This is a genomic window from Microbacterium sp. K2, from assembly GCF_051365005.1.
GTDB classification, from domain to species: Bacteria; Actinomycetota; Actinomycetes; order Actinomycetales; family Microbacteriaceae; genus Microbacterium; species Microbacterium foliorum_B.
On the sequence record NZ_JBLWII010000009.1, the window covers coordinates 1 to 25,420 of the forward strand.

At 69.4% G+C, this 25,420-nt stretch carries 22 protein-coding genes and 1 rRNA gene; 11 read left to right on the forward strand and 12 right to left on the reverse strand.

Going from position 1 to position 25,420, the window contains the following annotated elements:
- Positions 1 to 112, forward strand: a 5S ribosomal RNA gene (gene rrf / locus ACLKOY_RS17825); the annotation flags it as partial.
- Positions 113 to 185: 73 nt separating this feature from the next.
- Here the strand turns inward: rrf and ACLKOY_RS17830 are convergent.
- Positions 186 to 962 (reverse strand): IclR family transcriptional regulator, encoded by a 777-nt coding sequence (locus ACLKOY_RS17830; protein ID WP_436454800.1) that lies wholly within the window; start codon positions 960 to 962, stop codon positions 186 to 188.
- Positions 963 to 1,014: 52 nt separating this feature from the next.
- Here ACLKOY_RS17830 and hutH point away from each other — a divergent pair, with 52 nt between their 5' ends.
- The 3 genes from hutH to hutI are packed head-to-tail and all read left to right on the forward strand — an operon-like array spanning position 1,015 to position 5,451.
- On the forward strand, positions 1,015 to 2,556 hold the full coding sequence (gene hutH / locus ACLKOY_RS17835) for a histidine ammonia-lyase (protein WP_436454801.1): 1,542 nt from the start codon (positions 1,015 to 1,017) through the stop codon (positions 2,554 to 2,556).
- Positions 2,549 to 4,246 carry a urocanate hydratase gene (gene hutU, locus ACLKOY_RS17840; protein ID WP_436454802.1) on the forward strand — a complete coding sequence of 566 codons (1,698 nt, stop codon included), beginning with the start codon at positions 2,549 to 2,551 and terminating at the stop codon, positions 4,244 to 4,246. Before hutH ends, hutU begins: the two co-directional genes overlap by 8 nt.
- Positions 4,243 to 5,451: an imidazolonepropionase gene (hutI, locus tag ACLKOY_RS17845; protein ID WP_436454803.1), complete on the forward strand. Its 1,209-nt coding sequence runs from the start codon at positions 4,243 to 4,245 to the stop codon at positions 5,449 to 5,451. The genes hutU and hutI overlap by 4 nt, the downstream gene beginning before the upstream one ends.
- Positions 5,452 to 5,589: 138 nt before the next feature.
- Here hutI and ACLKOY_RS17850 read toward each other — a convergent pair whose 3' ends face one another.
- Both ACLKOY_RS17850 and ACLKOY_RS17855 read right to left on the reverse strand, forming a co-directional pair.
- Positions 5,590 to 6,270 (reverse strand): hypothetical protein, encoded by a 681-nt coding sequence (locus ACLKOY_RS17850; RefSeq protein ID WP_436454804.1) that lies wholly within the window; start codon positions 6,268 to 6,270, stop codon positions 5,590 to 5,592.
- Between the two features lie 58 nt (positions 6,271 to 6,328).
- The gene (locus ACLKOY_RS17855) at positions 6,329 to 7,606 is read right to left on the reverse strand and encodes a DUF445 domain-containing protein (RefSeq protein WP_290163097.1); all 1,278 of its coding nucleotides are present in this window, start codon (positions 7,604 to 7,606) and stop codon (positions 6,329 to 6,331) included.
- A 76-nt stretch (positions 7,607 to 7,682) separates the two neighbouring features.
- On the opposite strand from ACLKOY_RS17855, the gene ACLKOY_RS17860 reads away from it, so the two are divergent.
- Positions 7,683 to 7,955, forward strand: a complete 273-nt coding sequence (locus ACLKOY_RS17860) for a metal-sensitive transcriptional regulator (protein ID WP_042537810.1) — start codon at positions 7,683 to 7,685, stop codon at positions 7,953 to 7,955.
- A gap of 18 nt (positions 7,956 to 7,973) precedes the next feature.
- Here ACLKOY_RS17860 and ACLKOY_RS17865 read toward each other — a convergent pair whose 3' ends face one another.
- The gene (locus tag ACLKOY_RS17865) at positions 7,974 to 9,521 is read right to left on the reverse strand and encodes an amino acid permease (protein WP_436454805.1); all 1,548 of its coding nucleotides are present in this window, start codon (positions 9,519 to 9,521) and stop codon (positions 7,974 to 7,976) included.
- Between the two features lie 156 nt (positions 9,522 to 9,677).
- On the opposite strand from ACLKOY_RS17865, the gene ACLKOY_RS17870 reads away from it, so the two are divergent.
- Genes ACLKOY_RS17870 through ACLKOY_RS17890 form a run of 5 tightly spaced genes read left to right on the forward strand, consistent with a single transcriptional unit; the run spans position 9,678 to position 14,698 of the window.
- Positions 9,678 to 11,033 (forward strand): glutamine synthetase family protein, encoded by a 1,356-nt coding sequence (locus tag ACLKOY_RS17870; RefSeq protein WP_436454806.1) that lies wholly within the window; start codon positions 9,678 to 9,680, stop codon positions 11,031 to 11,033.
- A complete protein-coding gene (locus tag ACLKOY_RS17875) occupies positions 11,014 to 11,766 on the forward strand; it encodes a gamma-glutamyl-gamma-aminobutyrate hydrolase family protein (protein WP_436454807.1) in 753 nt (250 codons plus the stop codon). The genes ACLKOY_RS17870 and ACLKOY_RS17875 overlap by 20 nt, the downstream gene beginning before the upstream one ends.
- Positions 11,763 to 13,124, forward strand: a complete 1,362-nt coding sequence (locus tag ACLKOY_RS17880; protein ID WP_436454808.1) for an aldehyde dehydrogenase family protein — start codon at positions 11,763 to 11,765, stop codon at positions 13,122 to 13,124. The genes ACLKOY_RS17875 and ACLKOY_RS17880 overlap by 4 nt, the downstream gene beginning before the upstream one ends.
- A gap of 31 nt (positions 13,125 to 13,155) precedes the next feature.
- Positions 13,156 to 13,935 (forward strand): 3-oxoacyl-ACP reductase, encoded by a 780-nt coding sequence (locus tag ACLKOY_RS17885; RefSeq protein WP_436454809.1) that lies wholly within the window; start codon positions 13,156 to 13,158, stop codon positions 13,933 to 13,935.
- 34 nt (positions 13,936 to 13,969) lie between these two features.
- Positions 13,970 to 14,698, forward strand: a complete 729-nt coding sequence (locus ACLKOY_RS17890) for a FadR/GntR family transcriptional regulator (RefSeq protein WP_436454810.1) — start codon at positions 13,970 to 13,972, stop codon at positions 14,696 to 14,698.
- A 21-nt stretch (positions 14,699 to 14,719) separates the two neighbouring features.
- Here the strand turns inward: ACLKOY_RS17890 and ACLKOY_RS17895 are convergent, their stop codons facing one another.
- Together ACLKOY_RS17895 and ACLKOY_RS17900 are read right to left on the reverse strand one after the other, a co-directional pair.
- Entirely contained in the window at positions 14,720 to 16,108 is a 1,389-nt protein-coding gene (locus tag ACLKOY_RS17895; RefSeq protein WP_436454811.1) for an aspartate aminotransferase family protein, read from the reverse strand.
- 20 nt (positions 16,109 to 16,128) lie between these two features.
- Positions 16,129 to 17,613, reverse strand: coding sequence for a CoA-acylating methylmalonate-semialdehyde dehydrogenase (locus ACLKOY_RS17900; RefSeq protein ID WP_436454812.1), 1,485 nt, complete (start codon positions 17,611 to 17,613; stop codon positions 16,129 to 16,131).
- Between the two features lie 98 nt (positions 17,614 to 17,711).
- On the opposite strand from ACLKOY_RS17900, the gene ACLKOY_RS17905 reads away from it, so the two are divergent.
- The gene (locus ACLKOY_RS17905; RefSeq protein ID WP_436454813.1) at positions 17,712 to 19,250 is read left to right on the forward strand and encodes a PucR family transcriptional regulator ligand-binding domain-containing protein; all 1,539 of its coding nucleotides are present in this window, start codon (positions 17,712 to 17,714) and stop codon (positions 19,248 to 19,250) included.
- A 133-nt stretch (positions 19,251 to 19,383) separates the two neighbouring features.
- On the opposite strand, the gene ACLKOY_RS17910 is transcribed toward ACLKOY_RS17905, so the two are convergent.
- From ACLKOY_RS17910 to ACLKOY_RS17935, 6 genes are all read right to left on the reverse strand, one after another.
- Positions 19,384 to 20,778 carry an aspartate aminotransferase family protein gene (locus ACLKOY_RS17910; protein WP_140038176.1) on the reverse strand — a complete coding sequence of 465 codons (1,395 nt, stop codon included), beginning with the start codon at positions 20,776 to 20,778 and terminating at the stop codon, positions 19,384 to 19,386.
- Positions 20,775 to 21,242 (reverse strand): Lrp/AsnC family transcriptional regulator, encoded by a 468-nt coding sequence (locus tag ACLKOY_RS17915; RefSeq protein WP_436454814.1) that lies wholly within the window; start codon positions 21,240 to 21,242, stop codon positions 20,775 to 20,777. The genes ACLKOY_RS17910 and ACLKOY_RS17915 overlap by 4 nt, the downstream gene beginning before the upstream one ends.
- An 89-nt stretch (positions 21,243 to 21,331) precedes the next feature.
- Positions 21,332 to 22,492 (reverse strand): acyl-CoA dehydrogenase family protein, encoded by a 1,161-nt coding sequence (locus ACLKOY_RS17920; RefSeq protein WP_436454815.1) that lies wholly within the window; start codon positions 22,490 to 22,492, stop codon positions 21,332 to 21,334.
- On the reverse strand, positions 22,489 to 23,247 hold the full coding sequence (locus ACLKOY_RS17925) for an alpha/beta fold hydrolase (RefSeq protein WP_436454816.1): 759 nt from the start codon (positions 23,245 to 23,247) through the stop codon (positions 22,489 to 22,491). Before ACLKOY_RS17925 ends, ACLKOY_RS17920 begins: the two co-directional genes overlap by 4 nt.
- A 44-nt stretch (positions 23,248 to 23,291) precedes the next feature.
- The gene (locus ACLKOY_RS17930; protein ID WP_436454817.1) at positions 23,292 to 24,206 is read right to left on the reverse strand and encodes a sugar kinase; all 915 of its coding nucleotides are present in this window, start codon (positions 24,204 to 24,206) and stop codon (positions 23,292 to 23,294) included.
- Entirely contained in the window at positions 24,203 to 25,411 is a 1,209-nt protein-coding gene (locus ACLKOY_RS17935) for an MFS transporter (protein WP_436454818.1), read from the reverse strand. The genes ACLKOY_RS17930 and ACLKOY_RS17935 overlap by 4 nt, the downstream gene beginning before the upstream one ends.
- Positions 25,412 to 25,420: the final 9 nt, after the last annotated feature.

The following is a 25,420-nucleotide window of genomic DNA, read 5'->3' on the forward strand; positions in this document are numbered from 1 at the left end:
CGGCCATAGCGTGAGGGAAACGCCCGGTTACATTCCGAACCCGGAAGCTAAGCCTCACAGCGCCGATGGTACTGCAGGGGGGACCCTGTGGGAGAGTAGGACACCGCCGGACTTCTTTTAAACAGAAAAGCCACCCAATGTTGGGTGGCTTTTCTGCGTTAACGTGCGTTCTTGCTTGCGCGGTGTCACCGCTTGATCCGGGACTCGAGCACGGCGGCCGTCTCGATCACGGAATCCGCGAGCGTGCGTTCATCGAGCTCGCCCCCCGCCCAGGTCACCGCGACCGCGGCGACGGGCCACCCCGCATGATCCCGGACCACGGCGCCGACACTGCGCAGACCGTCGGCCACTTCGCTGTCCTCCGTGGCATAGCCCCGTGCCCGCACCGTGCGGAGCAGTTCGCGCAGTTGGCTCGGTGTGCGGGGGCCCAGTCCGGTGCGATCGGGAAACGCTGAAGCGCTCGGGTAGAGAGCGCGGACCTGTTCGCGAGGGAGCGCCGCCAGCATCGCTCGACCCGACGCGGTCAGATGAGCCGGGAGCCGCACCCCGACATCGGTGATGAGGGCCTGACGTCGTGGCGCACGCTCTTCGACGATATAGAGCACGTCCCCACCGCTCATCACCGCGAGGTGCGCACTCTCGCCGAGGCGGTCCGACAGCGCCGCGACGAGCGGGCGCCCCAGGCGTGCGAGGGGCTGCTGTCTCGCATAGCCACCCGCGAGCTCGAACGCCGAAGTGCCGAGGCCCCAGCGCCGGTCCTCCTTCATGTGCAGCACGAAGCCGTGCGTCGCGAGAGTGGTGAGCAGGTGATACACGGTCGAACGCGGCAGCTCGAGTTCGCGAGCGATGGCCGACGCAGCGACCGGGGCCGGCCGGCCAGCGAGGTAGCGCAGGATGCGCAGCGTGTTGTCCGCTGCCGGGACCTGGGTTGCGGCATCCGGTCTGTCTGGGATCACAGACAAAGGATCCCACGAACCGCTGTCGCCCGCGACTCGCGGGGTGTGGAATCAAGACATGACCGAACTGTCCCCCGTCCTCGTCGGCGATGTCCCCCTGAGTAGTGCCGATGTCGTCGCGGTCGCTCGGCACAGCGCCCCCGTCACGATCAGCCCCGCAGCTCTCGGCCGAGTCGCAGATACGCGCCGGGTCATCGACGGACTCGCCGCCGACCCGAACCCGCACTACGGGGTCTCCACCGGGTTCGGCGCACTCGCCACGACCTTCATCGCGCCGGATCGCCGGCTGCAGCTGCAGGCCAGCCTCATCCGCTCGCACGCGGCAGGAACCGGCGCCGAGGTCGAGCGCGAGGTCGTGCGCGGCCTGCAGCTGCTGCGCCTGCAGACACTGGCCTCGGGGAGAACGGGCGTACGGCCCGTCGTCGTCGAGACCTATGCGGCTCTGTTGAACGCGGGCATCACCCCGATCGTCCGCGAGTACGGCTCGCTCGGCTGCTCGGGCGACCTCGCCCCACTGGCTCACATCGCCCTCGCCACGATGGGGGAGGGCAACGTCCGCACAGCGGATGGCGAACTCGTTCCGGCATCCGAGGCGCTCTCAGCCGCCGGCATCGAACCGCTCACCCTCGTCGAGAAGGAGGGGCTTGCGCTGATCAACGGCACCGACGGGATGCTGGGAATGCTCGTGCTGGCGCTGTATGACCTCGAGACGCTGCTGCTCACGGCAGACATGGCGGCGGCGATGTCGGTGGAGTCGCAGATGGGGACGGATGCCGTGTTCGCGGCCGACCTCATGGCGCTGCGTCCGCAGTCGGGCCAGGCGGAGTCGGCCTCGAATCTGCGGGCGTTCCTCGGGGACTCGCCCATCGTGCACAGTCACAAGGGTCCGGAGGACGGCCGCGTGCAAGACGCGTACTCGCTGCGCTGCTCGCCCCAGGTGCACGGGACCGCGCGCGACACGATGGGCTACGCCTCCACGATCGCGGAGCGAGAGCTCGCCAGCGTGATCGACAACCCCGTCATCACCCTCGACGGCCGTATCGAGTCGAACGGCAACTTCCACGGGGCCCCGGTGGCTGCGGTGCTCGACTTCCTCGCGATCTCGGTCGCAGACGTCGCGTCGATATCCGAGCGTCGCACCGACCGGGCGCTCGATCCGGCACGCAACCACGGGCTGCCTCCGTTCCTGGCAGACGAGGTCGGCGTCGACTCGGGGCTGATGATCGCTCAGTACGCCTCGGCAGGCATCGTCTCGGAGCTCAAGCGCCTTGCCGTTCCGGCATCCGTCGACTCGATCCCGTCGTCGGCGATGCAGGAGGACCACGTGTCGATGGGCTGGGCCGCGGCCCGCAAGCTGCGTCGGGCGATCGACGGGCTCGGCCGCGTCGTCGCCATCGAGATCCTCACCGGCGCTCGCGCGCTCGACCTGCGGGCTCCGCTGCAGGCAGGACCTGCGACCGGCGCCGTGCGCGATCTGGTGCGCACCGTCGCCGCGGGACCGGGGCCCGACCGCTACCTCTCTCCAGACATCGAAGCCGTGACCGCACTCGTGCAGTCCGGTGCCATCGCCCGCATCGCAAAGGAGCACGCGCATGACTGACACCATCACCACGTCGACGACCGCAACCTCGACGCCGACCGCGGCGGGGCCGCGCGTCGTTCGAGCCGCCCGCGGCAACCAGCGCACGGCCAAGAGCTGGGGTGCCGAAGCCGCCAAGCGGATGCTGATGAACAACCTCGACCCCGAAGTGGCCGAGCACCCCGAAGACCTCGTCGTCTACGGCGGCACCGGCAAGGCCGCGCGCAGCTGGGAGGCGTACGACGCCATCGTCCGCACCCTCGATGAGCTCGAGCCCGATGAGACGCTGCTCGTGCAGTCGGGCAAGCCGGTCGGTGTCTTCCGCACCCACGAGTGGGCGCCGCGGGTGCTCATCGCCAACTCGAACCTCGTGGGCGACTGGGCGAACTGGCCTGAGTTCCGCCGCCTCGAAGAGCTCGGTCTGATCATGTACGGCCAGATGACCGCAGGGTCGTGGATCTACATCGGAACCCAGGGCATCCTGCAGGGAACCTACGAGACGTTCTCGGCTGTCGCCCGATCCCTCGGCAGGGAATCGCTGAAGGGCACGCTGACTCTGACCGGTGGCGCCGGCGGAATGGGTGGCGCGCAGCCGCTCGCGGTCACTCTCAACGACGGGGCCGTGCTCATCGTCGACGTCGACGAGTCGCGCCTCGCCCGTCGAGTGGAGCACGGCTACCTCGACGAGTACACGACAGACCTCGACGCGGCGATCGCCCGCGTCGTCGCTGCGAAGGACGCAGGCGAGGCTCTGTCGGTCGGTGTCGTCGGCAATGCGGCAGAGGTCTTCCCCGAACTGCTGCGTCGGGGAGTGCCGATCGACATCGTCACCGACCAGACCAGTGCGCACGATCCGCTCGCCTACCTGCCGGTGGGCATCTCGGTCGCCGAGTGGAAGGCCGAGGCCGAGCGGGACGCCGAGGAGTTCACCCGCCGCTCGCGCGAATCGATGGCGCAGCACGTCGCGGCGATGGTCGCCTTCCAGGACGCAGGGGCCGCGGTCTTCGACTACGGCAACTCGATCCGCGCCGAGGCGCAGCTGGGCGGCTTCGACCGCGCCTTCGAGTTCCCCGGATTCGTGCCGGCGTACATCCGCCCTCAGTTCGAAGAGGGCCGCGGGCCCTTCCGCTGGGCCGCGCTCTCGGGCGACCCCGAGGACATCTACAAGACCGACCGTGCGATCGCCGAGCTCTTCCCCGAAGACAAGGCTCTGCACCGCTGGCTCGAGAAGGCCGGTGAGAAGGTGCACTTCGAGGGTCTGCCCGCCCGCATCTGCTGGCTCGGCTACAAGGAGCGTCACCTGGCGGGCCTCAAGTTCAACGAGATGGTGGCGTCGGGTGAGCTGGCTGCGCCGATCGTGATCGGCCGCGACCACCTCGACTCGGGTTCGGTCGCATCGCCCTACCGCGAGACCGAGAGCATGAAGGACGGTTCGGATGCCATCGCCGACTGGCCGCTGCTGAACGCACTGCTCAATACGGCATCCGGCGCCTCGTGGGTGTCTCTGCACCACGGCGGTGGCGTCGGGATCGGCCGCTCGATCCACGCCGGCCAGGTCACCGTGGCCGACGGCTCGGCGCTCGCCGCCGAGAAGCTCGAGCGCGTGCTCACGAACGACCCGGGCACCGGTGTCATGCGACACGTCGATGCCGGGTACGAACACGCTCGCGACATCGCCCGGGAGCGCGGCCTGAAGGTGCCGATGCTATGAGCACCACGCTGATCACGAACATCGGAGAGCTGACGACCAACGTCGGCTCGTCCGGCGGCGACCGCTTCGGAACCCTGGTCGATGCGGCCGTTCTCATCGACGGCGAGCGGATCGCCTGGGTCGGATCCGCCGCCGACGCACCGGATGCCGACGAGACCGTGGATGCGTCCGGTCGAGCCGTGATCCCCGGGTTCGTCGACAGCCACAGCCACCTCGTGTTCGGCGGCGATCGTGCCGCCGAGTTCGAGGCACGCATGGCCGGGCAGAAGTACGCCGCCGGCGGCATCCGCTCGACCGTCGCGGCGACCCGGGCGGCGAGCGATGACGAGCTGCGCGCGCGACTGCGCGGATTCCTCGACGAACTGCTCGAGCAGGGCACGACGACGGTGGAGATCAAGAGCGGGTACGGGCTGAGCGTCGAAGATGAAGCGCGCCTGGTCAGGCTCGCCGCCGAGGTGACGCCGGAGGTGACGTTCCTCGGCGCGCATGTCGTTCCGGCCGAGTACGCCGACCGCGCCGACGAGTACGTCGACCTGGTGGCGGGCCCGATGCTCGAGGCGTGCGCGCCGCACGCGAAGTGGATCGATGTGTTCTGCGAGACCGGGGCGTTCTCGGTCGAGCAGTCCCGGCACGTGCTCGAGGCCGGCATCGCGAAGAGCCTCCTGCCTCGCGTGCACGCGAGCCAGCTCGGTCCGGGTGATGGAGTCCGTCTCGCGGTCGAGCTCGGCGCAGCATCCGTCGACCACGGCACCTACCTGACGGATGCAGATGTCGCTGCGCTCGCGGCATCCGACACCGTGCTGACTCTGCTGCCCGGCGTCGAGTTCTCGACCCGCCAGCCGTACCCCGATGCGCGTCGACTCATCGACGCGGGCGTCACGGTGGCGATCGCGTGCGACACGAACCCGGGATCGAGCTTCACCTCTTCGATGCCGTTCTGCATCGCGATCGCGGTGCGCGACATGGGGATGACACCTGCCGAAGCCCTGTGGGCGGCGACCGCGGGTGGCGCCCTGGCGCTGCGGCGCGACGACGTCGGCGTGATCACGCCGGGGGCGCGGGCCGATCTCGTGCTGCTGAAGGCTCCCACTCGCATCCATCTCGCGTATCGACCGGGCGTGCCGCTCGTCGAACAGGTCTGGAAAGACGGTGCCGCGGTCATCGCGGCTCGTGGCACGGGGGATCTCGGCACTGCCGCAGGATGACCTCTGGCCGCGCACGGGCTCGCGTTCGCAGCAGCGCAGGATGACGCGGATGCCGTGCTGTTCGGCGATGTGGTCGGCCGGACGGCGAGCCCGGCCTACCCTCAGGCTGCCTGCGGTCGTCTCGTAATCGGGTTCACCTCACGACCCCGCGGGAAGTCGGCTGCCATGGCCGGTACCCCTGATGACTGCGGCGGCGAGCACCCCCGCGGCGGGGATGAGGTTGATGCTCAGTCCGGGTTGCAGAACGGTCGCGACGACCAGCATGACCGTCGCGACGATCCCCAGAATCCACGAAAGCAGCCCGGTCGGCATGAGGCTGAGCAGGCCGGCCACCACGCCGATGACGCTGATGAGCGCTGCAGGGCCGACCGCGTCTGCCCAGTACTCCGCGCCCGTCATGGGTGCGTACTCATCCCGCACGTGCATCGTCGACCCGTACCAGGCCAGTCCGAGGATCCACGCGGTGGACAGCGCAGCGAGAAGTACGAGAGCCAGTCGGGCCGGTCGATCGTGGCGGACGAATAGCGCGATGAGAGAGCCGACGACCACGACGACGATCCACATGATGCCGAGGATCCCCGCCATGCCGAGGTATCCGATGCCGTCGCTGCAGATCCAGGTGCCCGCTCCCTCAGAGCCCGGCGGCTGCATCCCGCAGTTGTGGTGCAGCTGCTCTCGCACGAGCTCCAGGGCCGAGCTCGCGAGGACGAACGCGAAGAGGCCGCTCACGAGCACGGACACTGCTGCAAGGGCTCGGCGGGCCCATCCTCCAGCCGCCTTCCTGCGACCCGAACCGGTGAGTGTGTCGGCGGCATCCATAGGTGAGGACCCTAGCAACACGACCTGGATCCGGAGCACCCATCCGACGGATGCGGCGTCAGACCCCGGGAATGACCAGGTGGGCGATCGTGAAGATCGCGAGACCTGCGAGCGCGCCGACGAACGTGCCGTTCAGGCGGATGTACTGCAGGTCGCGGCCGACCATGAGTTCGATCTTCTCCGTGGTCTCGACCGGGTCCCAGCGCTCGACGGTGTCGGTGATGATCGACGCGATGTCGTGGCGGTAGCGGTCGACGAGGAACACGGCGGCGTCCGACACCCACGTGTCGACGCGGTGCTGCAGCGCGGCATCGGTCGTCAGTCGCTGGCCGACCTCCTGCAGGGCCTGAGCCGCGCGCACGCGCAGTCCGCTCTCGGGGTCGGCGAGGGCGGCGAGCAGTCCGTTCTTGGCGGTGTTCCACGCCTCGGCGGCGAGGGCGCCCACGCGGGGGCTGTCGAACAGCGACGACTTGGCGTTCTCGAGCTTGGCCCGGGTCTCCGGGTCGTTCTGCAGGCTGTCGGCGAGGCGGGCGAGGTACCCGTCGACGGCGATGCGAGCCGGATGCTGCGGATCGGCCTGCACCGCGCGCACGAACTTCACGGCCTCGTTGTAGGCGGTGTCGTCGACGAACCGGTGCGCGAGCTTCGGCACCCATCCGGGCAGCCTCCGTGAGATGAGCCCCGAGAACGACTCGGCGTTCGCGTCGAGCCACCGGCCGATGCTGTCGGCGGCGAGGTCGACGGCTCCGTGGTGTGCGCCGGCCTCGACGATCTTCTCGAGCCAGGCGCCGGCGGGCGGGCCCCACTCGGGGGAGACGAGGTGCTCACGGGCTAGGTCGGTGATGAGGTCGCGCACGTCGTCATCGCTGAGGGCGTTGAGCACGGCAGTCGCGATCGTCGCTCCCTCGGCGCCCACGCGCTCGGCGTGGGCGGGTTCGCTCAGCCATTCGCCGGCGCGCTTGGCGATCGCGGTGCTGGCGAGCTTGGTGCGCACGACGCTCGCCTCGAGGAAGTTCGTCTCGACGAACTCGCCCAGCGTGCGGCCGATCTCGTCCTTGCGGTTCGGGATGATCGCCGTGTGCGGGATCGGCAGGCCGAGCGGCCGACGGAACAGCGCGGTCACGGCGAACCAGTCGGCCAGGGCGCCGACCATTCCCCCCTCTGCGGCTGCCCGGACGTAGCCCAGCCACGGCTGCCGTTCCTGGAACGCGAACGCGAAGACGAAGACGACGGCCATGAAGATCAGCGCGCCCAGCGCCACGGCCTTCATGCGTCGGAGAGCGCGAAGTCGCGCCTGGTCTGCGGGCGACAGGAGCGCCATCGGTGTTCGCGGCATGACGTCATCCTTTCACGGGGAGTTCCCCATGAGCTCGGCCAGCACCACAGTCGCAGGAGCCGAGTACCCTCGAAACGTGATCGAAGACATCAAGAAGCGTGCACTGCACCGCACCAGCATCCTCGAAGGTCAGATGCGCGGTGTCGCGCGGATGATCGAGAACGAGGAGTACTGCATGGACATCATCACGCAGTCCCGCGCGATCCAGCGCTCGCTGGAGTCCCTCAATCGCCTGCTGCTCGAGAACCACCTGCGCACGCACGTGACGCACATGTTCGACGAGGGCGGGGAGGAGCGCGACAAGGCTGTCGACGAGCTGCTCAAGGCGTTCGACTTCGACCGCAAGTAGAGCCGCGCTCCTCCGTCGTCACCGCTTGCCGTCGAAGATCTCGCCCTCCATCGCGTCGTAGCCCTCGGCCTGCGGGTCTCCGTGTGAGCCGCCCGACAGCGCGTACTCCTCTTCGGGGGAGAGGATGAGGCGGTGCCGGAAGAACAGTCCGAATCCGAGCAGGATGATCGCGTAGACGATCGCGATCGCGATGATCGCCGGGCCGAAGGTCGGGTTGAGCAGGAAGCCCACGAAGATCAGCGCGGCGATCACCAGCGCGATCACGGCACCCGGGATGCCCCACGGGCTGACGTACGGGCGGGCGACGTTCGGGAACTTCTTGCGCAGGATGATGAACGACACGAGCTGGAGCGCGTAGGCGACGACGGCTCCCCAGACGGCGATGTTCAGCACGATCGCACCCGCGACGTTTCCCGCTCCCTCGGAGTCGACGGCGGTGAGCACGTCGAGGACGATGAGGGCGACGAAGCCGATCGCGGCACCGACCGTGAGGGCAACCCACGGCGTCTGGCGCTTGCCGGTGAGCGAGAGGAAGCGCGGGTAGTATCCGGCGCGAGACAGGGAGTACATGTTGCGTCCGTAGGCGAACATGATGCCCTGCAGCGAGGCGAGCAGGCCGATCAGCGCGAACAGCGCCAGCACGGCGGCGAGCTGGTCGCCCACGATCGCGCGGAAGCCGTCGAGCAGCGGCTCGCCCGCGGTGCCTGTCGCTTCGGCACCGAGCACGCCGGTGTTCAGGAACAGCACCAGGAGACCGGTGACGATGAGGGTGCCGCGAGCCCAGAATCCCGCCTTGGGGATGTCGCGGGTCGGGTTGTGCGACTCCTCCGCTGCGAGCGGCAGCTCCTCGATGCCCAGGAAGAACCACATCGCGAACGGCAGTGCGAACAGGATCGGCAGGACGCCGTGCGGGAGGAAAGCGGTCTGGCCCTCGTCGGGGACGATGTCCCACAGGGCATCCCACGAGAACGCGCCCGAGAAGAGCGCCATGGCCGAGAAGACCAGGATGATCCCGATCGAGATCACCGACACGATGATCGCGAAGCGGAACGAGATCGCGGCGCCCGCGGAGTTCAGGGCGATGAAGACGATGTAGAGGATGAGGTACCAGACCCATCCGGGTAGTTCGAGGCCGAGCAGCTCACTCGTGATTCCGTTGGCATACGACGCCGAGAAGTAGACGATCACCGCCGTCGTCGCGACGTACTCGATGGTCTCGGCGGCTCCGGTGACGAGGCCGCCCCAGGGGCCCATGGCCGAGCGGGCGAACGAGTAGGCGCCGCCCGTGTGCGGCATGGCGGCCGCCATCTCTCCGATCGCGAAGATCATGCCGTAGTACATCGCGACGAGGATCGCGAAGGCGATGAGCATCCCGCCGAAGCCGGCGAAGTCGATGCCGAAGTTCCAGCCCGAGAAGTCGCCCGAGATCACGGCGGCGACCGCGAGACCCCACAGGCCCCAGACTCCGGCCGACCTCTTCAGGGTGCGTTTCTCGAAATAGTCACTCCCGGCGCGTGTATAGGTCGCTCCGGCGACCTTGCGGGATTCATTGCTCTGCTGGGACATCCGCTCTCCGTTCGCATGCGTGCAGGCGCCGGGTGCACCTTGCGGATGATTGTGACATTCAATGGTGGTTTCGTCTACCTTTAAACCGCAAGGTGATCTACTCTGAGGGCGAAGCCGGTCGGCCGATCGCTTCACAGCACGAGAACGGAGCGTCAGATGGCGGGCAACCTGAGCATCGACCAGCTGGATGCCGGCATCGCCGCCGGCGAGATCGACACGGTGATCGTGGCCTTCGCCGACGCGCAGGGTCGCCTGGTCGGCAAGCGCGTGTCGGCGCGGCTGTTCCAGGAGGACATCCTGGCCCACGGCGCCGAGGCCTGCGACTACCTGCTCTCGGTCGACGTCGAAATGAACACCGTCGACGGCTACGCGATGTCGGGCTGGGATCGCGGCTACGGCGACATGGTGCTGAAGCCCGATGTCGAGACGATGCGCAACATCCCGTGGCTCGACGGCACCGCGCTGGTCATGGCCGACCTCGTCTGGCAGAACGGCGAGCCGGTCGGACCGTCGCCCCGCGCGATCCTCGACCGCCAGCGCGACCGTCTCGCCGAGCGGGGCTGGACCGCCTACTCGGGCACCGAACTCGAGTTCATCGTCTTCGACGACACCTATCGCGACGCGTGGGCGCGCAAGTACGAGGGGCTGACGCCCGCGACCGATTACAACGTCGACTACAACCTGCTCGCCTCGACCCGCATGGAGCCGCTGCTGCGCGACATCCGCAACAGCATGGACGGCGCGGGGCTCTATTGCGAGGGCGTGAAGGGCGAGTGCAACTTCGGTCAGCAGGAGATCGCGTTCCGCTATGCGGAGGTGCGCGAGACCGCCGACCAGCACGCGATCTACAAGAACGGCGCGAAGGAGATCGCCGAGCAGCACGGCAAGGCGCTCACGTTCATGGCCAAGTTCAACGAGCGCGAGGGCAACAGCTGTCACATCCACCTGTCGCTGCGCGACGAGTCGGGTGCTCCCGTCATGGCGGGCGACGGCGAGCACGGCTTCAGCCCCGTCATGGAGCACTGGATCGCCGGCATCCTCGCGACCCTGCGGGAGTTCACCCTGCTGCTCGCACCGAACATCAACTCGTACAAGCGCTTCGCGAAGGGCAGCTTCGCCCCGACCGGAGTCGCGTGGGGCATCGACAACCGCACCTGCGCTCTGCGCGTGGTCGGGTCGGGGTCGGGGCTGCGCGTCGAGAATCGCGTGCCCGGGGGAGACGTGAATCCCTACCTCGCCATCTCGGCGATCATCGCCGGCGGTCTGCACGGCATCGAGAACGAGCTGCCACTGCCCGAGCGGTTCACCGGCAACGCGTACGAAGCGGGCGTCGACCATCTGCCGACGACACTGCGCGAGGCGGCGAAGCTCTTCAGCGAGTCGACCATCGCGCGGGCCGCGTTCGGCGACGACGTGGTCGAGCACTACCTCAACCAGGCCCGCATCGAGGTCGAGGCCTACGACGCGGCCGTGACCGACTGGGAGCGCATCCGTGGTTTCGAGCGCCTCTGACCCGGCGCCGCTGATCGGCGTCACCACGTACCTCGAGCGCGCGCAGCAGGGGGTGTGGGATGTGCGAGCGGCGTTCCTGCCCGAGCAGTACCTCACGAGCGTGACCTCCGTCGGCGGCATCGCACTTCTTCTTCCGCCACAGGATCCGGATGCTGCGGATGCGGCCATCTCGGGCATGCACGGCCTCGTGCTCTCCGGCGGGGCGGACGTCGCCCCCGAGCTGTACGGCGAGGACCGGCATCCGCTCACCGACCCCGCCCGCGTCGACCGCGACGCGTGGGAGCTCGCCCTGTTCCAGGCGGCGGAGCGCCGCGGCATCCCGGTGCTCGCGATCTGCCGCGGTCTGCAGCTCGTGAACGTCGCCCGCGGCGGCACCCTGCAGCAACACCTGCCCGAGTCGCTCGGCACCGAGAAGTACCGCATCGGCGGCGGCGTCTTCGCCGAGAACGACGTCGAGGTGTCGACCGACACCCCGCTCGCCGAGATCATCGGCGAGACCGAGATGCGCGTGCACAGTTACCACCACCAGGGCGTCGATCGTCTCGGTGACGGGCTCGTCGCTGCGGCGCACTCCGACGACGGTCTCGTGCAGGCCTTCGTCGACACCTCGGCGGGTCACATCGTCGGCGTGCAGTGGCACCCCGAGGAGAACGCCGAAGACCGGCGTCTCTTCGCAGATCTCGTCTCACAGGCCCGTGCGTTCGCCGCGCGGCGAAAGGAGGACGCCCGATGAGCGCGTTCACAGTCATCAACCCGTCGACCGGCACGGCGATCCGCGAGATCGCCAGAGCCGACATTGGAGAGACGGATGCCGCAATCGCCCGGGCCGTCACGGCACAGCGCCGATGGGCCGCGCTCGCGCCCGTCGCTCGGGCCGATGCCCTCCGGGCGTTCGCACGCACGGTCGAGGCCGCGGTCGAAGAGCTCGCTCAGCTCGAGGTGCTGAACTCGGGGCATCCGATCGGCTCAGCCCGGTGGGAGGCGGGCCATGTCGCCCAGGTGCTCAACTACTACTCGGCCGACCCCGAGCGGTTGTCGGGCCGGCAGATCCCGGTGGCAGGCGGACTCGACGTCACCTTCCACGATCCGTACGGCGTCGTCGGGGTGATCGTGCCGTGGAACTTCCCGATGACGATCGCCGCCTGGGCGTTCGCGCCGGCGCTCGCCGCGGGCAACGCCGTGGTGCTGAAGCCCGCCGAGCTCACCCCGCTCACGGCCATCCGCCTGGGCGAGCTCGCCCTCGAGGCCGGGCTGCCCGAAGGACTCTTCGAGGTCGTCACCGGATCGGGCTCGGTCGTCGGGCAGCGACTCGTCGAGCATCCGGATGTCCGCAAGGTGGTCTTCACCGGGTCGACGGAGGTCGGCATCGAGGTCGCCGCCGGATGCGCCCGCGCGCTCAAGCCCGTCACCCTCGAACTCGGCGGCAAGAGCGCCAACATCGTCTTCGCGGACGCCGATCTCGAGAAGGCCGTCGCTGCGGTTCCCGGATCCGTGTTCGACAATGCGGGCCAGGACTGCTGCGCCCGCAGTCGCCTTCTCGTGCAGCGGTCGGTGTACGACCGGTTCCTCGAGATGCTCGAACCGGCTGTCGCCGCCTGGCGGGTGGGTGACCCGTCGAGTGCCGACACCGACATGGGGCCGCTCATCTCGGCCGCGCACCGCGACACGGTGTCGGGGTTCCTGGACGACGCGAACATCGCGTTCCGCGGGAGCGCTCCGAGCGGCGACGGATTCTGGTTCGCGCCCGCCGTGGTGCTCGCCGATCCCTCTGATCGCATAGCCCAGCAGGAGGTGTTCGGCCCGGTCGTCGCGGTGATGCCGTTCGAGGACGAGGGCGACGCGATCCGACTCGCGAACGACACCGCCTACGGCCTTGCCGGCTCGATCTGGACCGAGAGCCTCGGCCGCGCCGTACGTGTCTCGCGAGGGGTGCAGAGCGGCGTGCTGTCGGTGAACTCGCACTCCTCGGTGCGGTACGCGACGCCGTTCGGCGGCATGAAGGCATCCGGTCTCGGGCGCGAGCTCGGGCCCGACGCCGCCGAGCACTTCACCGAGACCAAGAACGTCTTCTTCGCGACCGACGAATCCTGACCCGCTCACCACCCTGCAACGGAGAACACACATGACCATCGATCTGACCCAGCGCCTCAAGGATCGCGTCGCCATCATCACGGGCGGCGCGAGCGGAATCGGCTTCGCCACAGCCCAGCGCTTCGCCGCAGAAGGCGCGTTCGTCGTCATCGCCGACGTCGACCCCGCCACGGGCGAAGCGGCAGCGGCCGAGGTGGGCGGCGTGTTCCGCTCGGTCGACGTCGCCGACGAGGCCATGGTCGACACGCTCTTCGACGGGGTCGCCGCCGAGTTCGGACGCATCGACATCGCGTTCAACAACGCCGGGATCTCGCCCGCCGACGACGACTCGATCGAGACGACCGAGCTGCCGGCCTGGGATCGCGTGCAGGACGTGAACCTCAAGAGCGTGTACCTGTGCAGCCGCGCCGCGCTTCGTCACATGGTGCCGGCGGGCCGAGGTTCGATCATCAACACGGCCTCGTTCGTGGCGCTGCTGGGCTCGGCGACCTCGCAGATCAGCTACACCGCATCGAAGGGCGGCGTGCTCGCGATGTCACGCGAGCTCGGCGTGCAGTTCGCCCGGCAGGGTGTGCGCGTCAACGCGCTGTGCCCCGGACCGGTGAACACCCCGCTGCTGCAGGAGCTGTTCGCAAAAGACCCCGAGCGCGCGCAGCGCCGACTCGTGCACGTGCCGATGGGGCGCTTCGCCGAACCGTCGGAGCTGGCGGCGGCTGTGGCCTTCCTCGCCTCGGACGACTCGTCGTTCATCACCGCGAGTGCCTTCGTCGTCGACGGCGGCATCACCAACGCCTACGTCACCCCGCTGTGAAGCGGGATCATGTCGCTGTGACAGGCTGAGAAGCATGAGCGAGCACCCTTCCGACGGCGATCTCGTCGGGGTGCGCCGGGCGGTCTACCGTCCGCTGCGCCGAGGCAACGCCCTCGAGGATGCGGTCGCTCGCCTCGTGCAGACGATCCGTCTCGGCGTGGTCGCGCCGGGAGAGTCGCTGCCACCCGAGCGCGAGCTCGCGGCATCCTTCGGGGTGAGCCGCGACACCGTGCGCGAGGCGATCCGCGAGCTCGCTGACACCGGGTACCTGGTGCCCAAGCGCGGTCGGTACGGCGGCACGTTCGTCGCGGACCCGTTGCCGCAGCCATCGGATGCCGGTGCGGTGACCGCCGCCGAGATCGACGACGTGCTGGGCCTGCGGCGGGTGCTCGAGACCGGCGCCGTGCGTGCGGCTGCGGGTCGCACTCTGGATGCGGCGACGCGCGCCGACCTGTGGGCACGGCACGAGGCCGCGCTTCCGGCCGGCCCCGAGGAGTACCGCCGCCTCGACACCCTGCTGCACCTCGCGATCGCCGAGGCCGCCGGCATCCCGTCGCTCGTCGCGCTGGTCGCCGAGAACCGTGCCGACGTCAACGCGTGGCTCGACACGTTCCCGCTGATGCCCCGCAACATCCAGCACTCGGGCGAGCAGCACGAGCGCATCGTCACGGCGATCCTGGCCGGGCGCCAAGACGTGGCCGAGGCGGCGATGCGCGATCACCTCGCCGGATCTGAAGCGCTGCTGCGCGGATTCCTGATCTGAACCCGCGCAGCAGCGGGAGGGTCAGCTCGTGGCTGCCTCGTCGGCGACGGCGAGAGCTTCGTCGAGCACGGTGAGACCGCGCACCAGGTCGTCCTCGCTGATCACGAGCGGCGGCGCCACGTGCATGCGGTTGAAGTGCGTGAACGGCCAGACGCCGGCCTTCTTCGCGGCGGCGGCGAAGGCGGCGACCGGCGCAGCCTCCGCTCCGCTCGCGTTGAACGGCACCAGCGGCTCGCGCGTCTGCTTGTCGCGCACGAGCTCGACGGCCCAGAACAGACCGCGACCCCGCACCTCTCCGACGCTCGGGTGGGTGTCGACCCAGCGGCGCAGGGTCGGTTCGACGATGCGCTCGCCGAGGTCGCGCACGCGCTCGAGGATGCCGTCGCGGCGGAACACCTCGAAGGTCGCGACACCGGCGGCGCACGCGAGCGGGTGGCCCGAGTACGTGAGTCCGCCGGCGAACGGCGTGGTGTCGAAGGCGCGCGCGATGCGCTCGGAGATGATGACGCCACCGAGCGGCACGTACCCCGAGTTCACCCCCTTGGCGAAGGTGATCAGGTCGGGGCGACCGTCGTACGCGTCGATGCCGAACCACTCGCCGAGGCGGCCGAAGCCGACCATGACCTCGTCGGCGATGTAGACGATGCCGTAGCGATCGCACAGCGCGCGCACGCCCTGCAGATAGCCGGGCGGCGGCACGAGCACGCCGTTCGTGCCGACCACGGTCTCGATGATGATCGCGGCGATCGTCTGCGGGCCCTCGAGCTGGATCGTCTGCTCGAGGTGGGCGAGCGCGCGCTCGGATTCCTGCTCCGGCGTCTCGGCGTGGAACGGCGAGCGATAGAGGTAGGGCCCGAAGAAGCGCACGGCGCCCGAGTCGGGGGTGCCGTTGGCCCACCGACGAGGGTCGCCCGTCAGCGAGATCGCGGTCGATGTGGAGCCGTGGTAGCTGCGGTACATCGAGAGCACCTTGTGCCGACCGGTCGACTGGCGGGCCATGCGCACCGCGTACTCGTTGGCCTCGGCCCCGCCGTTCGTGAAGAACACCTTCTCGAAACCCTCGGGCGCGACCTCGACGATGAGCCGGGCGAGCTCGCCCCGCACGTCGTTGGCCATGGCCGGCTGGATCGTCGAGAGGCGCCCGGCCTGCTGCTGGATCGCCGAGACGAGATCAGGATGCTGGTGCCCGAGGTTCAGGTTCACGAGCTGGCTCGAGAAGTCGAGGTAGGCGTTGCCGGCGTAGTCCCAGAACGTCGCACCCCTGCCCGCCGCGACGGGCAGCGGGTCGATGAGTCCCTGAGCGCTCCAGGAGTGGAAGACGTGGCCGCGGTCGTCCGCCCGCACCTGCGCCTCCGCCTCGGGGGCGGGGAGCGGGTGCGATGCGCTGTGGCGATCGGTGAAGGTCGTCATGTCGTGTGTCGCTCTCTGACTCAGTGGTTGCTCGGGAAGCCCAGGTCGATCTGCGAGGGCGTGTGGTCGGGCCAGCGCGTGGTCACCACCTTCGACCGAGTGTAGAAGTGCACCGACTCGGGGCCGTAGATGTGCGAGTCGCCGAACAGCGAGTCCTTCCAGCCGCCGAACGAGTAGGCCCCGATCGGCACGGGGATCGGCACGTTGACGCCGACCATGCCGACCTCGATGTCGAACTCGTACTGACGGGCGGTGCCGCCGTCGCGCGTGAAGATCGCGGTGCCGTTGCCGTACGCGTTGGCGTTGACGAGGTCGACCGCCTCGGCATACGTCTCGACGCGAACCACCGAGAGCACCGGGCCGAAGATCTCGTCGTCGTAGACCCTCATGCCCGGGGCGACCTGATCGACCAGGCTGACTCCGATGAAGAAGCCCTCCGAGTCGAACTGCGTCGTCGTGCCGTCGACCACGACCGTTGCGCCCTCGGCCTCGGCTCCCGTGACGTACGAGGCGACGCGGTCGCGGTGCTCGCGCGTGATGAGCGGACCCATCTCGCTCGCGGCATCCGTGCCCGCACCGATCGTCAGGCCCTCGATGCGCGAGGCGATCGCTGTGACCAGTTCGTCGGCGATGTCGCCCACGGCGACCAGCACCGAGACGGCCATGCAGCGCTCCCCGGCCGAGCCGTAGGCGGCCGAGACAGCGGCGTCGGCCGCGGCGTCGATGTCGGCATCCGGCATCACGACCATGTGGTTCTTCGCGCCGCCGAGCGCCTGCACACGCTTGCCCGCGGCCGAGGCCCGCTGGTAGATCGAGCGCGCGATGGGTGTCGATCCGACGAAGCTGATCGCGTTCACCCGCGGCGACTCGAGCAGCGCATCGACGGCTTCCTTGTCGCCGTGCACGACATTGAGCACGCCGTCGGGAAGACCTGCCTCCTGGAAGAGCTTCGCGAGCCAGACGGCAGCTGACGGGTCCTTCTCGCTGGGCTTGAGCACGACCGTGTTTCCGCACGCGATCGCCGAGGCGACCATCCACAGCGGCACCATCACCGGGAAGTTGAACGGGGTGATCGCGGCGACCACGCCGACGGGCTGCTTGACCGAGTGCACGTCGACGCCGCGCGACACCTGCTCGCTGCGCTCACCCTTGAGCAGGTGCACCAGACCGGCGGCGAACTCGACGTTCTCGATGCCGCGCGAGACCTCGCCCGCGGCATCCGAGAGCACCTTGCCATGCTCCGACGTGACGATCGCGGCGAGCTCGGGCGTGCGCTCCTTGAGCAGCTGACGCAGGCGGAAGAACACGTCGGCGCGCTTGATGAGGCTCGTCTCGCGCCACGCGGGCAGAGCGGATGCCGCGGCGGCGATCGCCTGATCCACCTCGGCCGTCGAGGCGAAGGCGACCTGCTTGGTCACCTGTCCGGTGGCGGGGTCGAAGATCTGACCCGTGCGCGCCGCCTCGGCGGTCTCTGCTCCATTGATGATGTGACGGACGATGTCCACGGGACTCCCTCGCAGTGCGTGATCCGCATCGAACACTCTGACCGGGGTTCGATATGCTGGCTTCCTCCCATGATCACAGAGCACGAGGGGCTGGCCCGGTGTCAGAACGTAGCGAGATCAGCCGTATCCGGACAGATCGTCCGACGCTCGGTGTCCGTCTCACGGTCGCCGACGTGCTGGCCGAGCCCGCCGTGCAGGCGGGCGAACCCGAGGTGCTCGTCGGGGGTGCGGCATTGGACGCCGCGGTGCGGTGGGTGCACGTCTCCGACAGCGTGGGTGTCGCGCGTCTGCTCGACGGCGGTGAGCTGCTGCTGACGACGGGTGCCGGGTGGCCGTATGACGACCGAGAGCTGCGCACCTTCGCGTCGAGCCTGCATCGAGCGGGCACCGCCGGGATCGTCTTCGAGCTGAGTGCGGCCCGCCCAGCCGTGCCGCAGCCGGTCATCGACGTCTGCGCGACGGTGGGTCTCGCCCTCGTCGCCCTCACCCGCGAGGTGAAGTTCGTCACCGTGACCGAGGCCGTGCACCACGCCCTGATCGCCGCGCAGACGCAGGCGCTGCATGAGCGGCAGCATCTGCACGAGCTGTTCACCGCGCTGAGCCTGCAGGGGGCGCCGGCCGATGTCGTGGTCTCCGAGACCGCCAGGGCTCTCGGTGCGCCGGTGATCCTCGAGAATCTCGCGCGTGAGGTGATCGCGGCCGAGGGGCTCGGGATGCCGATCGCCGAGGTCCTCGGCCGGCGGGATGGCGCCGAGCAGGTTCCCGTGCAGGCCAGAGGAGTGCGCTGGGGCACGCTTCTCGCGCTTCCGGGCCCCGCACATCCCGCCGGCCGCGTCACCGTGCTCGAACAGGGGGCGACCGCACTCGCATTCGGCTGCATCGCCGACGGCGGTGACGCGGAGTGGTCGCTGCTCGCGCAGCGGGCCGTGATCGACGACCTGCTCGGCGCGCGGTTCGCCAGGGCGGAGGACATCGACGCCCGCCTGCGCGCAGGAGGATTCGCGCTCGCCGGGCGCCAGTGCCACGGGATCGTCGCCCGGGGCACGGCGTCGATCAGCGAACTCGCGTATCGCGCACGGCAGGCGGGCTTCGCCGTGATCGCCGCCCGCGTGGCTGACGATGACGTCGCGCTGCTGTCGCTGCCGGCATCCGCGGTGCTGTCCGACGAGGTGCTGCTGCGCATCGCCGGCTCCGATCGCGCCGTCTTCGTGGGACCCGTCGCCGACGACGTCATCGGCCTGCTCGCCTCGCTGCGCGCCGCACGCGACCTCGCCGACAGCGACGGGGCTGAGGCCGGGGCGAGGGTGCGTCGCGTCGATGACCGCCCGCTCGAACGCCTGGTCGCCACGCTGCGTGACGACCGCCGACTGCACGAGCACAGCGAGCGGATGCTGGCGCCGCTGATCCGCCATGACCAGGAGCGCCGAGGTGACCTGCTCGACGTGCTCTCGGCTCTCGTCGCCCACCCGGGCAACCGCTCGGCGGCGGCGGCAGCGAGTCACCTGTCACGGTCGGTGTTCTATCAGCGCCTCACTCTGATCGGGGATCTGCTGGGTGCAGACCTCGACGACGGCGAGACGATCGCAGCGCTGCACCTCGCCCTGCTCGCGCGGCGGCGCACCGCGGCATCCGCCTGAGCCGCCTCCGGGCATCGCGACACTTCGGGGGCCGACACGCCACATGTCGGACGCGCGTGCGCGGTGCGTCCGGCGCCTGGTGTGTCGGCCCCCGAAGTGGGCGTCAGAGCACCTGTCGCCCCCGAAGCGGGCGTCAGAGCACCGACTGCGCGTCGGTGAGGACGCTGCGCAGGATCTGTCCGATCTCGCGGAACTCGGCGGGGCCCACCGTCAGTGGCGGCGCGAGCTGGATCACGGGGTCTCCGCGGTCATCGGCGCGGCAGTAGAGCCCGGCCTCGAACAGTGCGGGGGAGAGGAAGCCGCGCAGCAGCCGTTCGGACTCGTCGTCGTCGAACGTCTCGCGCGTCGCCTTGTCTTTCACGAGCTCGATGCCGAAGAAGTAGCCGTCGCCGCGGACGTCGCCGACGATGGGCAGGTCGAGCAGGGTCTCGAGCTCGGCTCGGAACAGGGGCGAGTTCTCGCGCACCCGCTCGTTGAGGCCCTCTTCGTCGAAGATGGCGAGGTTCTCGAGAGCGACCGCCGCCGAGACGGGGTGACCGCCGAACGTGTACCCGTGCGGGAACGACACGTCGCCCTTCGAGAACGGCTCGTAGATGCGGTCGCTGATGACGGTCGCACCGATCGGCGAGTAGCCGCTCGTCATGCCCTTGGCGCACGTGATCATGTCGGGCACGTAGCCGAGGCCGGTGCACGCGAAGGTGTGGCCGAGGCGGCCGAACGCGCAGATGACCTCGTCGGAGACGAGCAGCACGTCGTGCCGGTCGCAGATCTCGCGCACCCGGGCGAAGTATCCGGGAGGCGGCGGGAAGCATCCGCCTGAGTTCTGCACCGGCTCGAGGAAGACGGCCGCGACCGTGTCTGCGCCCTCGAACAGGATCATCTCTTCGATGCGGTCGGCGGCCCAGCGCCCGAAGGCCTCGAGGTCGTCGCTCGGGCCACCCATCTCGGCTGCTCGGTAGAAGTTGGTGTTCGGAACCCGGAAGCCGCCTGGCGTGACGGGCTCGAACATCGACTTCATCGCCGGGATGCCGGTGATGGCGAGCGCACCCTGCGGGGTGCCGTGGTAGGCGACCGAGCGCGAGATGACCTTGTGCTTGGTGGGCTTGCCCATCAGCTTCCAGTAGTGCTTCGCGAGCTTGAACGCGGTCTCGACCGCCTCGCCGCCTCCGGTCGAGAAGAACACGCGGTTGAGGTCGCCGGGCGCCTCATCGGCCAGGCGATCCGCGAGCTCGATGGCCGCGGGGTGCGCATACGACCACAGCGGGAAGAACGACAGCTCGGATGCCTGCTTCGCTGCGGCCTCGGCGAGGCGGCGTCGTCCGTGCCCGGCGTTCACGACGAAGAGTCCGGCGAGGCCGTCGAAGTACTCCTTGCCCTTCGAGTCCCAGATGCGATGGCCGTCGCCCTTGACGATGATCGGCACACCGCTCTTCTCCATGGTCGACTGCCGTGTGAAGTGCATCCACAGGTGGTCCTTGGCCATGGCCTGCAGTTCGGCCTCGGACGGAGTCGTGCGTTGCGTGCTCATCTGGTCCCCCAGTTGTAGAGCTGCTTCTGCAGCTTGGCGTAGATGAAGGTCTCGGTCGACAGCACCCCGTCGATCGGGCGGATGTGGTCGTTGATGAGGGCGAGCAGGTCTTCGTCGTCCTCGCAGACGACCTCGGCGAGGATGTCGAACGAGCCGACGGTGATCACCACGTAGTCGATCGCGGCGATCTCGGAGATCGCCTCGGCGACCACGCGGGTGTCGCCCGAGACGCGGATGCCGATCATGGCCTGCCGGGCGAACCCCAGCTGCATCGGATCGGTCACCGCGACGATCTGCATCACTCCGGACTCGGTGAGACGCTGCACGCGCTGGCGCACGGCGGCCTCGCTCAGGCCGACCTCACGCCCGATGTCGGAGTACGAGCGTCGCCCGTCCTCCTGCAGCAGCTCGATGATCGTCTTGGCGACATCATCCAACGGGGGGTGCTTCTTCGAGGACGTCATGATGCGATCCTCGCACCGGAGCGAGCGCTCTTCAACCGATTCCGCAGATTTGCTGCAGTCGCACCCGGGCAAACCGCAGAATATCGCGGTTAGGAATCCAGCGGACCGAGCCAGGCGCTCGCTGCGGTGGAGTGCGCCGACTCGGGGTCGGACGGGTGGAAGGCCCCTGCGAGCACATCACGGTAGAGCCGCGACAGCTCGTTCGAGGAGAAGTACGAGCCACCGCCGGCGACCAGCATCGCCTGGTCGACGACGTGCTTCGACATCGTGATCGCCCGGTGCTTGACGCCCGAGAGCAGCGTGAACCACCGGGCGCCGTTGTCGACCTTCTCGTCGACATCGCGTGCGAGCGTGGCGATCTGCGGAGGAAGGGCATCGTATGCCAGGCCCATGTCGGCGATGCGCCAGCGGATGTCGGGGTCCTGGCTGTACGCGGCACCGGTCTTCTTCGAGCGGCGCTTCTGCGCGGTGAGCACCGCCAGATCGAGTGCGCGGCGCGCAATGCCGGTGTAGACCGAGGCGAGCAGGATCTCGAAGACCGAGAAGATGCCGAAGACGATCGGGTCGGGGTTGGGGCCCGGATCGATGCGGCGCACCACGTGCGCGGCATCCGCCGTGGCACCGTCGAGTCGAGTGGTGCGGCTCTGGGTGCCCCGCATGCCGAGGGTGTCCCAGTCGTCACCTGTGACGACCGCATCGGTGCGGTCGACGAAGGCGAAGACGAGCTTCGGGGCGTCGGCGCTCGTGGAGTCGAGTCCGTGCAGTCCGAGCTTCGTCCAGACCGGCGCGAGCGAGGTGAAGATCTTCGTGCCGGTGAAGGCGTAGCCACCGTCGGCGGTGGGCGCGGCATCGGTGTCGCTGCCGAACAGCACCAGGTCGTTGCCGCCCTCGCTGATGCCGAACGCGAAGACATCTCCGGCCACCGCGCCGTCCTGCACGAACTCGAGCCCGGGCGCTCCGCGGTCGGAGAAGACCTTGGCGACGCCCGTCCATACGAGGTGCATGTTGATCGCGAGCGCCGTCGCGGGGGCGGCGGTCGCGAGGCGCTGCTGGAGGATCGCAGCCTCGGCGAGGCCGAGACCCGCGCCCCCGCGGTCGGCGGGAACGAGGATCGACAGGTATCCGGCGTCGCGCAGCTCGTCGAGATCCTGTTGGGGGAAGGTGTTCTCGCGGTCGTGGATCGGAGCCCGCTCGCGGATGCGCTCGAGAAGGTCGTCGGGAAGGTACGCGGTCGGGTCGAACGTGCTCACGCGAGGGCCTCTCTCAGCTGTCGGACGGTCTCCTCGGGCTTGTCGCGGTGCAGCGAATGCCCGGCTCCCTCGACGACCGACATCGTGATGACCGGATTCGAGGCGAGCACGGACGCGGCGACATCGCCGGTGAAGATGCTGTAGACCGCCGGATCAGAGGCGATCACATGGGTGGGGACGGTCAGTCGCGCGGCATCCGCCGTGACATCCCAGGGAGTGTTCTGCGCACTCGTCTGCTCGACGGCCCACGCGCTCGCCCGGTGCACGGCATCGACCTTGAGCTCCCAGTCCTGCGGATGCCAGTGCGGATGCTCCTGCTGCACCAGCTCGACCCGGTTGTCGGCGAAGGCGCGCTCCTGACTCCGGCGCACGATCGCGGCATCGCGGCCGTCGACCAGGATCGCCGGGTCGAGCAGCACCAGGCGGCGGGTCCACTCGGGAGCGGATGCTGCGGCCGCAGTACCGGCAGCGCCGCCGAGCGAGTGGCCGACCACAGCGTCCCACGACCCGCCGCCGTCGGGCTCGGCCGCGACGAGATCTGCCGCGTAGGCGGCGACCGAGTAGTCGAGGGCCCGCGGGGCGTCGCCATGGCCGCGCAGATCGACGGCGGTCGCGTGCCATCCGGCGTCGGCGAGGGCCGCGCCTACACGCCACATGAGAGCGGCGGACGAGCCGAGGCCGTGCACGAGGAGCACCCGGCGGTCGGGCGTCGGGTCACCCCAGGAGATGCGGGGCAGCGTGAGCGGTGCGGGCATGCAGCAAGCCTACGACCGGGTCGTGCGGGTGAGGCGTGCCGAGCTCAGGCCAGCGGCGGCAGGTCGCCGTGCGTGGTCAGCACGCGCGCCGCCGCAGCGTGGCCGGCCGAGAGCCGCTCGGCGAGTGCCGCGCCCTCGAGCGTCGCGGCGAGGAACCCTGCTGCGAAGGCGTCACCGGCACCCACCGGCTCGACGACCTCGACCCGAGGTGCGCGCACGAACACCGGCTCGTCGTCGCCGTGGAACGCGGTCGCTCCGACGTCGCCGTCCTTCACGATGAGCAGACCGCAGTGCGGGAGGTGCGTGCGGATCTCGTCTGGAGTCGCGGTGCCCCAGATGCGCTCGGCCTCATCGCGCCCGACGAAGGCGATGTCGGCGGCATCCGCGAGGCGGGTCAGCGTCTCGGCCGCATCCTGCATCGTCCACAGTGCCCTGCGGTCGTTGACGTCGAACGAGACGAGTGCGCCGGCCGTCCGCGCGTCGACGAACAGCTGCTCGACCATCGCGCGGCAGGAGGCGGAGAGCGCGGGGGTGATGCCCGTCGTGTGCACGATGCGCACGCCCGCGAGTCGAGCGGCATCGAGGAACCCCGGCGCCATCAGCGATGCGGCCGACCCGCGCCGGTAGTAGTAGACGGATGACGACTCGATGCCCGGGTCCTTGAACATGACGCCGGTCGGAGCATCGGCATCCGTCGTCGCCCAGAGCTCGACGCCGCGTCGCGCGAGTTCGGTCGAGATGCGCACGCCGATCGGATCGTCCCCCAGGCGCGAGGCCCAGGCGGCCCGGTGGCCCGCCGCGACGAGTCCGACCGCGACATTTCCCTCTGCGCCGGCCAGCCCCAGTGCTGCCGTCTCGGTCTCTGCGAGCGGAGCGCCCAGGGCGGTGACGAGTCCCATGGACTCGCCGATGCAGACGACCTCGGGGGCGGCGGATGCGGGGGAGGGGGCAGAGCTCATGAAGGGGTGACCGCCAGGGGTTCGGTGTCGGGGTGAGGACTCGCATCGAGATGACGCAGATCGGGGAACGAGCGGACGAAGACGATAGAGACGACGAGTCCGGCCGCGGCGAAGAGCGTCGCGGCGAGATAGGCGCCGCGCGGATCCGTCGCATCGACGAGGAAGCCGGCGACGGCGGAGCCGGCTGCGGCGCCGATCAGCTGCCCGGTGCCGGCCCACCCGAACGCCTCGGCGGTCTCGCTGAACTTGACGCTCGCGGTCGTGATGGCGAACAGCACGGCGAGGGCCGGCGCGACTCCGATGCCGGCGACGATGAGCGTGCCGCCGAGCCAGAACTCGTTGAGGGAGAACATCGTGAGTGCGAGGCCGACCGTGACGATGGTGAGGCGGCGGGCCATCGCCCAGGGGCCGATCGGGATGTGTCCGAACGAGAGCCCGCCGGCGAGACTTCCGACGGCGAACACCGCGAGCACGAGGCCGGCCGCCAGGCTGCCGTGCTCGAACGTCGCGACGACGCCGACCTCGACCGCGGAGCACGCGCCGATGAGCAGGAACCCGATGACGGTGGCGAGCAGCACCGGCGGCTTGAGCACGACCTTGCCGAGGGCGCTGCGACTGCGCGGGATGCGCACGCGGCCGACCTCGGGAGAGAGGATGAACCACGCGCCGCCGCCGACCAGCACGACGGCGACGAGCAGGAGTCCCTCGGCCGTGCCGACCTGGGTCGACACGAGTGTGATCACGACCGGGGCGATGACCCAGATGATCTCCTGCAGCGAGGCGTCGAGGGAGAACAGCGGGGTGAGCTGCTTCGAGTTCACGAGCTTCGGATAGATGGTGCGCACGGCGGCCTGCACCGGCGGTGTCGAGAGGCCGGCGATCATGCCCAGCGCCATGTAGCCGGGGACGTTCAGGGGGAGGAGCGCGAGGCCGAGCACGGCGATCACGCACACGGTGAGAGTGAGGGTGAGCACGCGGCGCATGCCCCAGGCACCCATCCATCGACTCGTGATCGGGCCGGCGACGGCCTGCCCGACGCTGGTCGCGGCGAGCACCAGGCCGGCCGAGCCGTACGAGCCGGTCTGCTGTTCGACGTGCAGCAGGATCGCGAGCGAGGTCATCCCGTTGGGGAAGCGAGCGGTCAGCTGTGCCGCGATCATGCGCGCCACTCCGGGCGTGCGAAGAAGGTCGTTATATCCCGCCACGGGTCAACG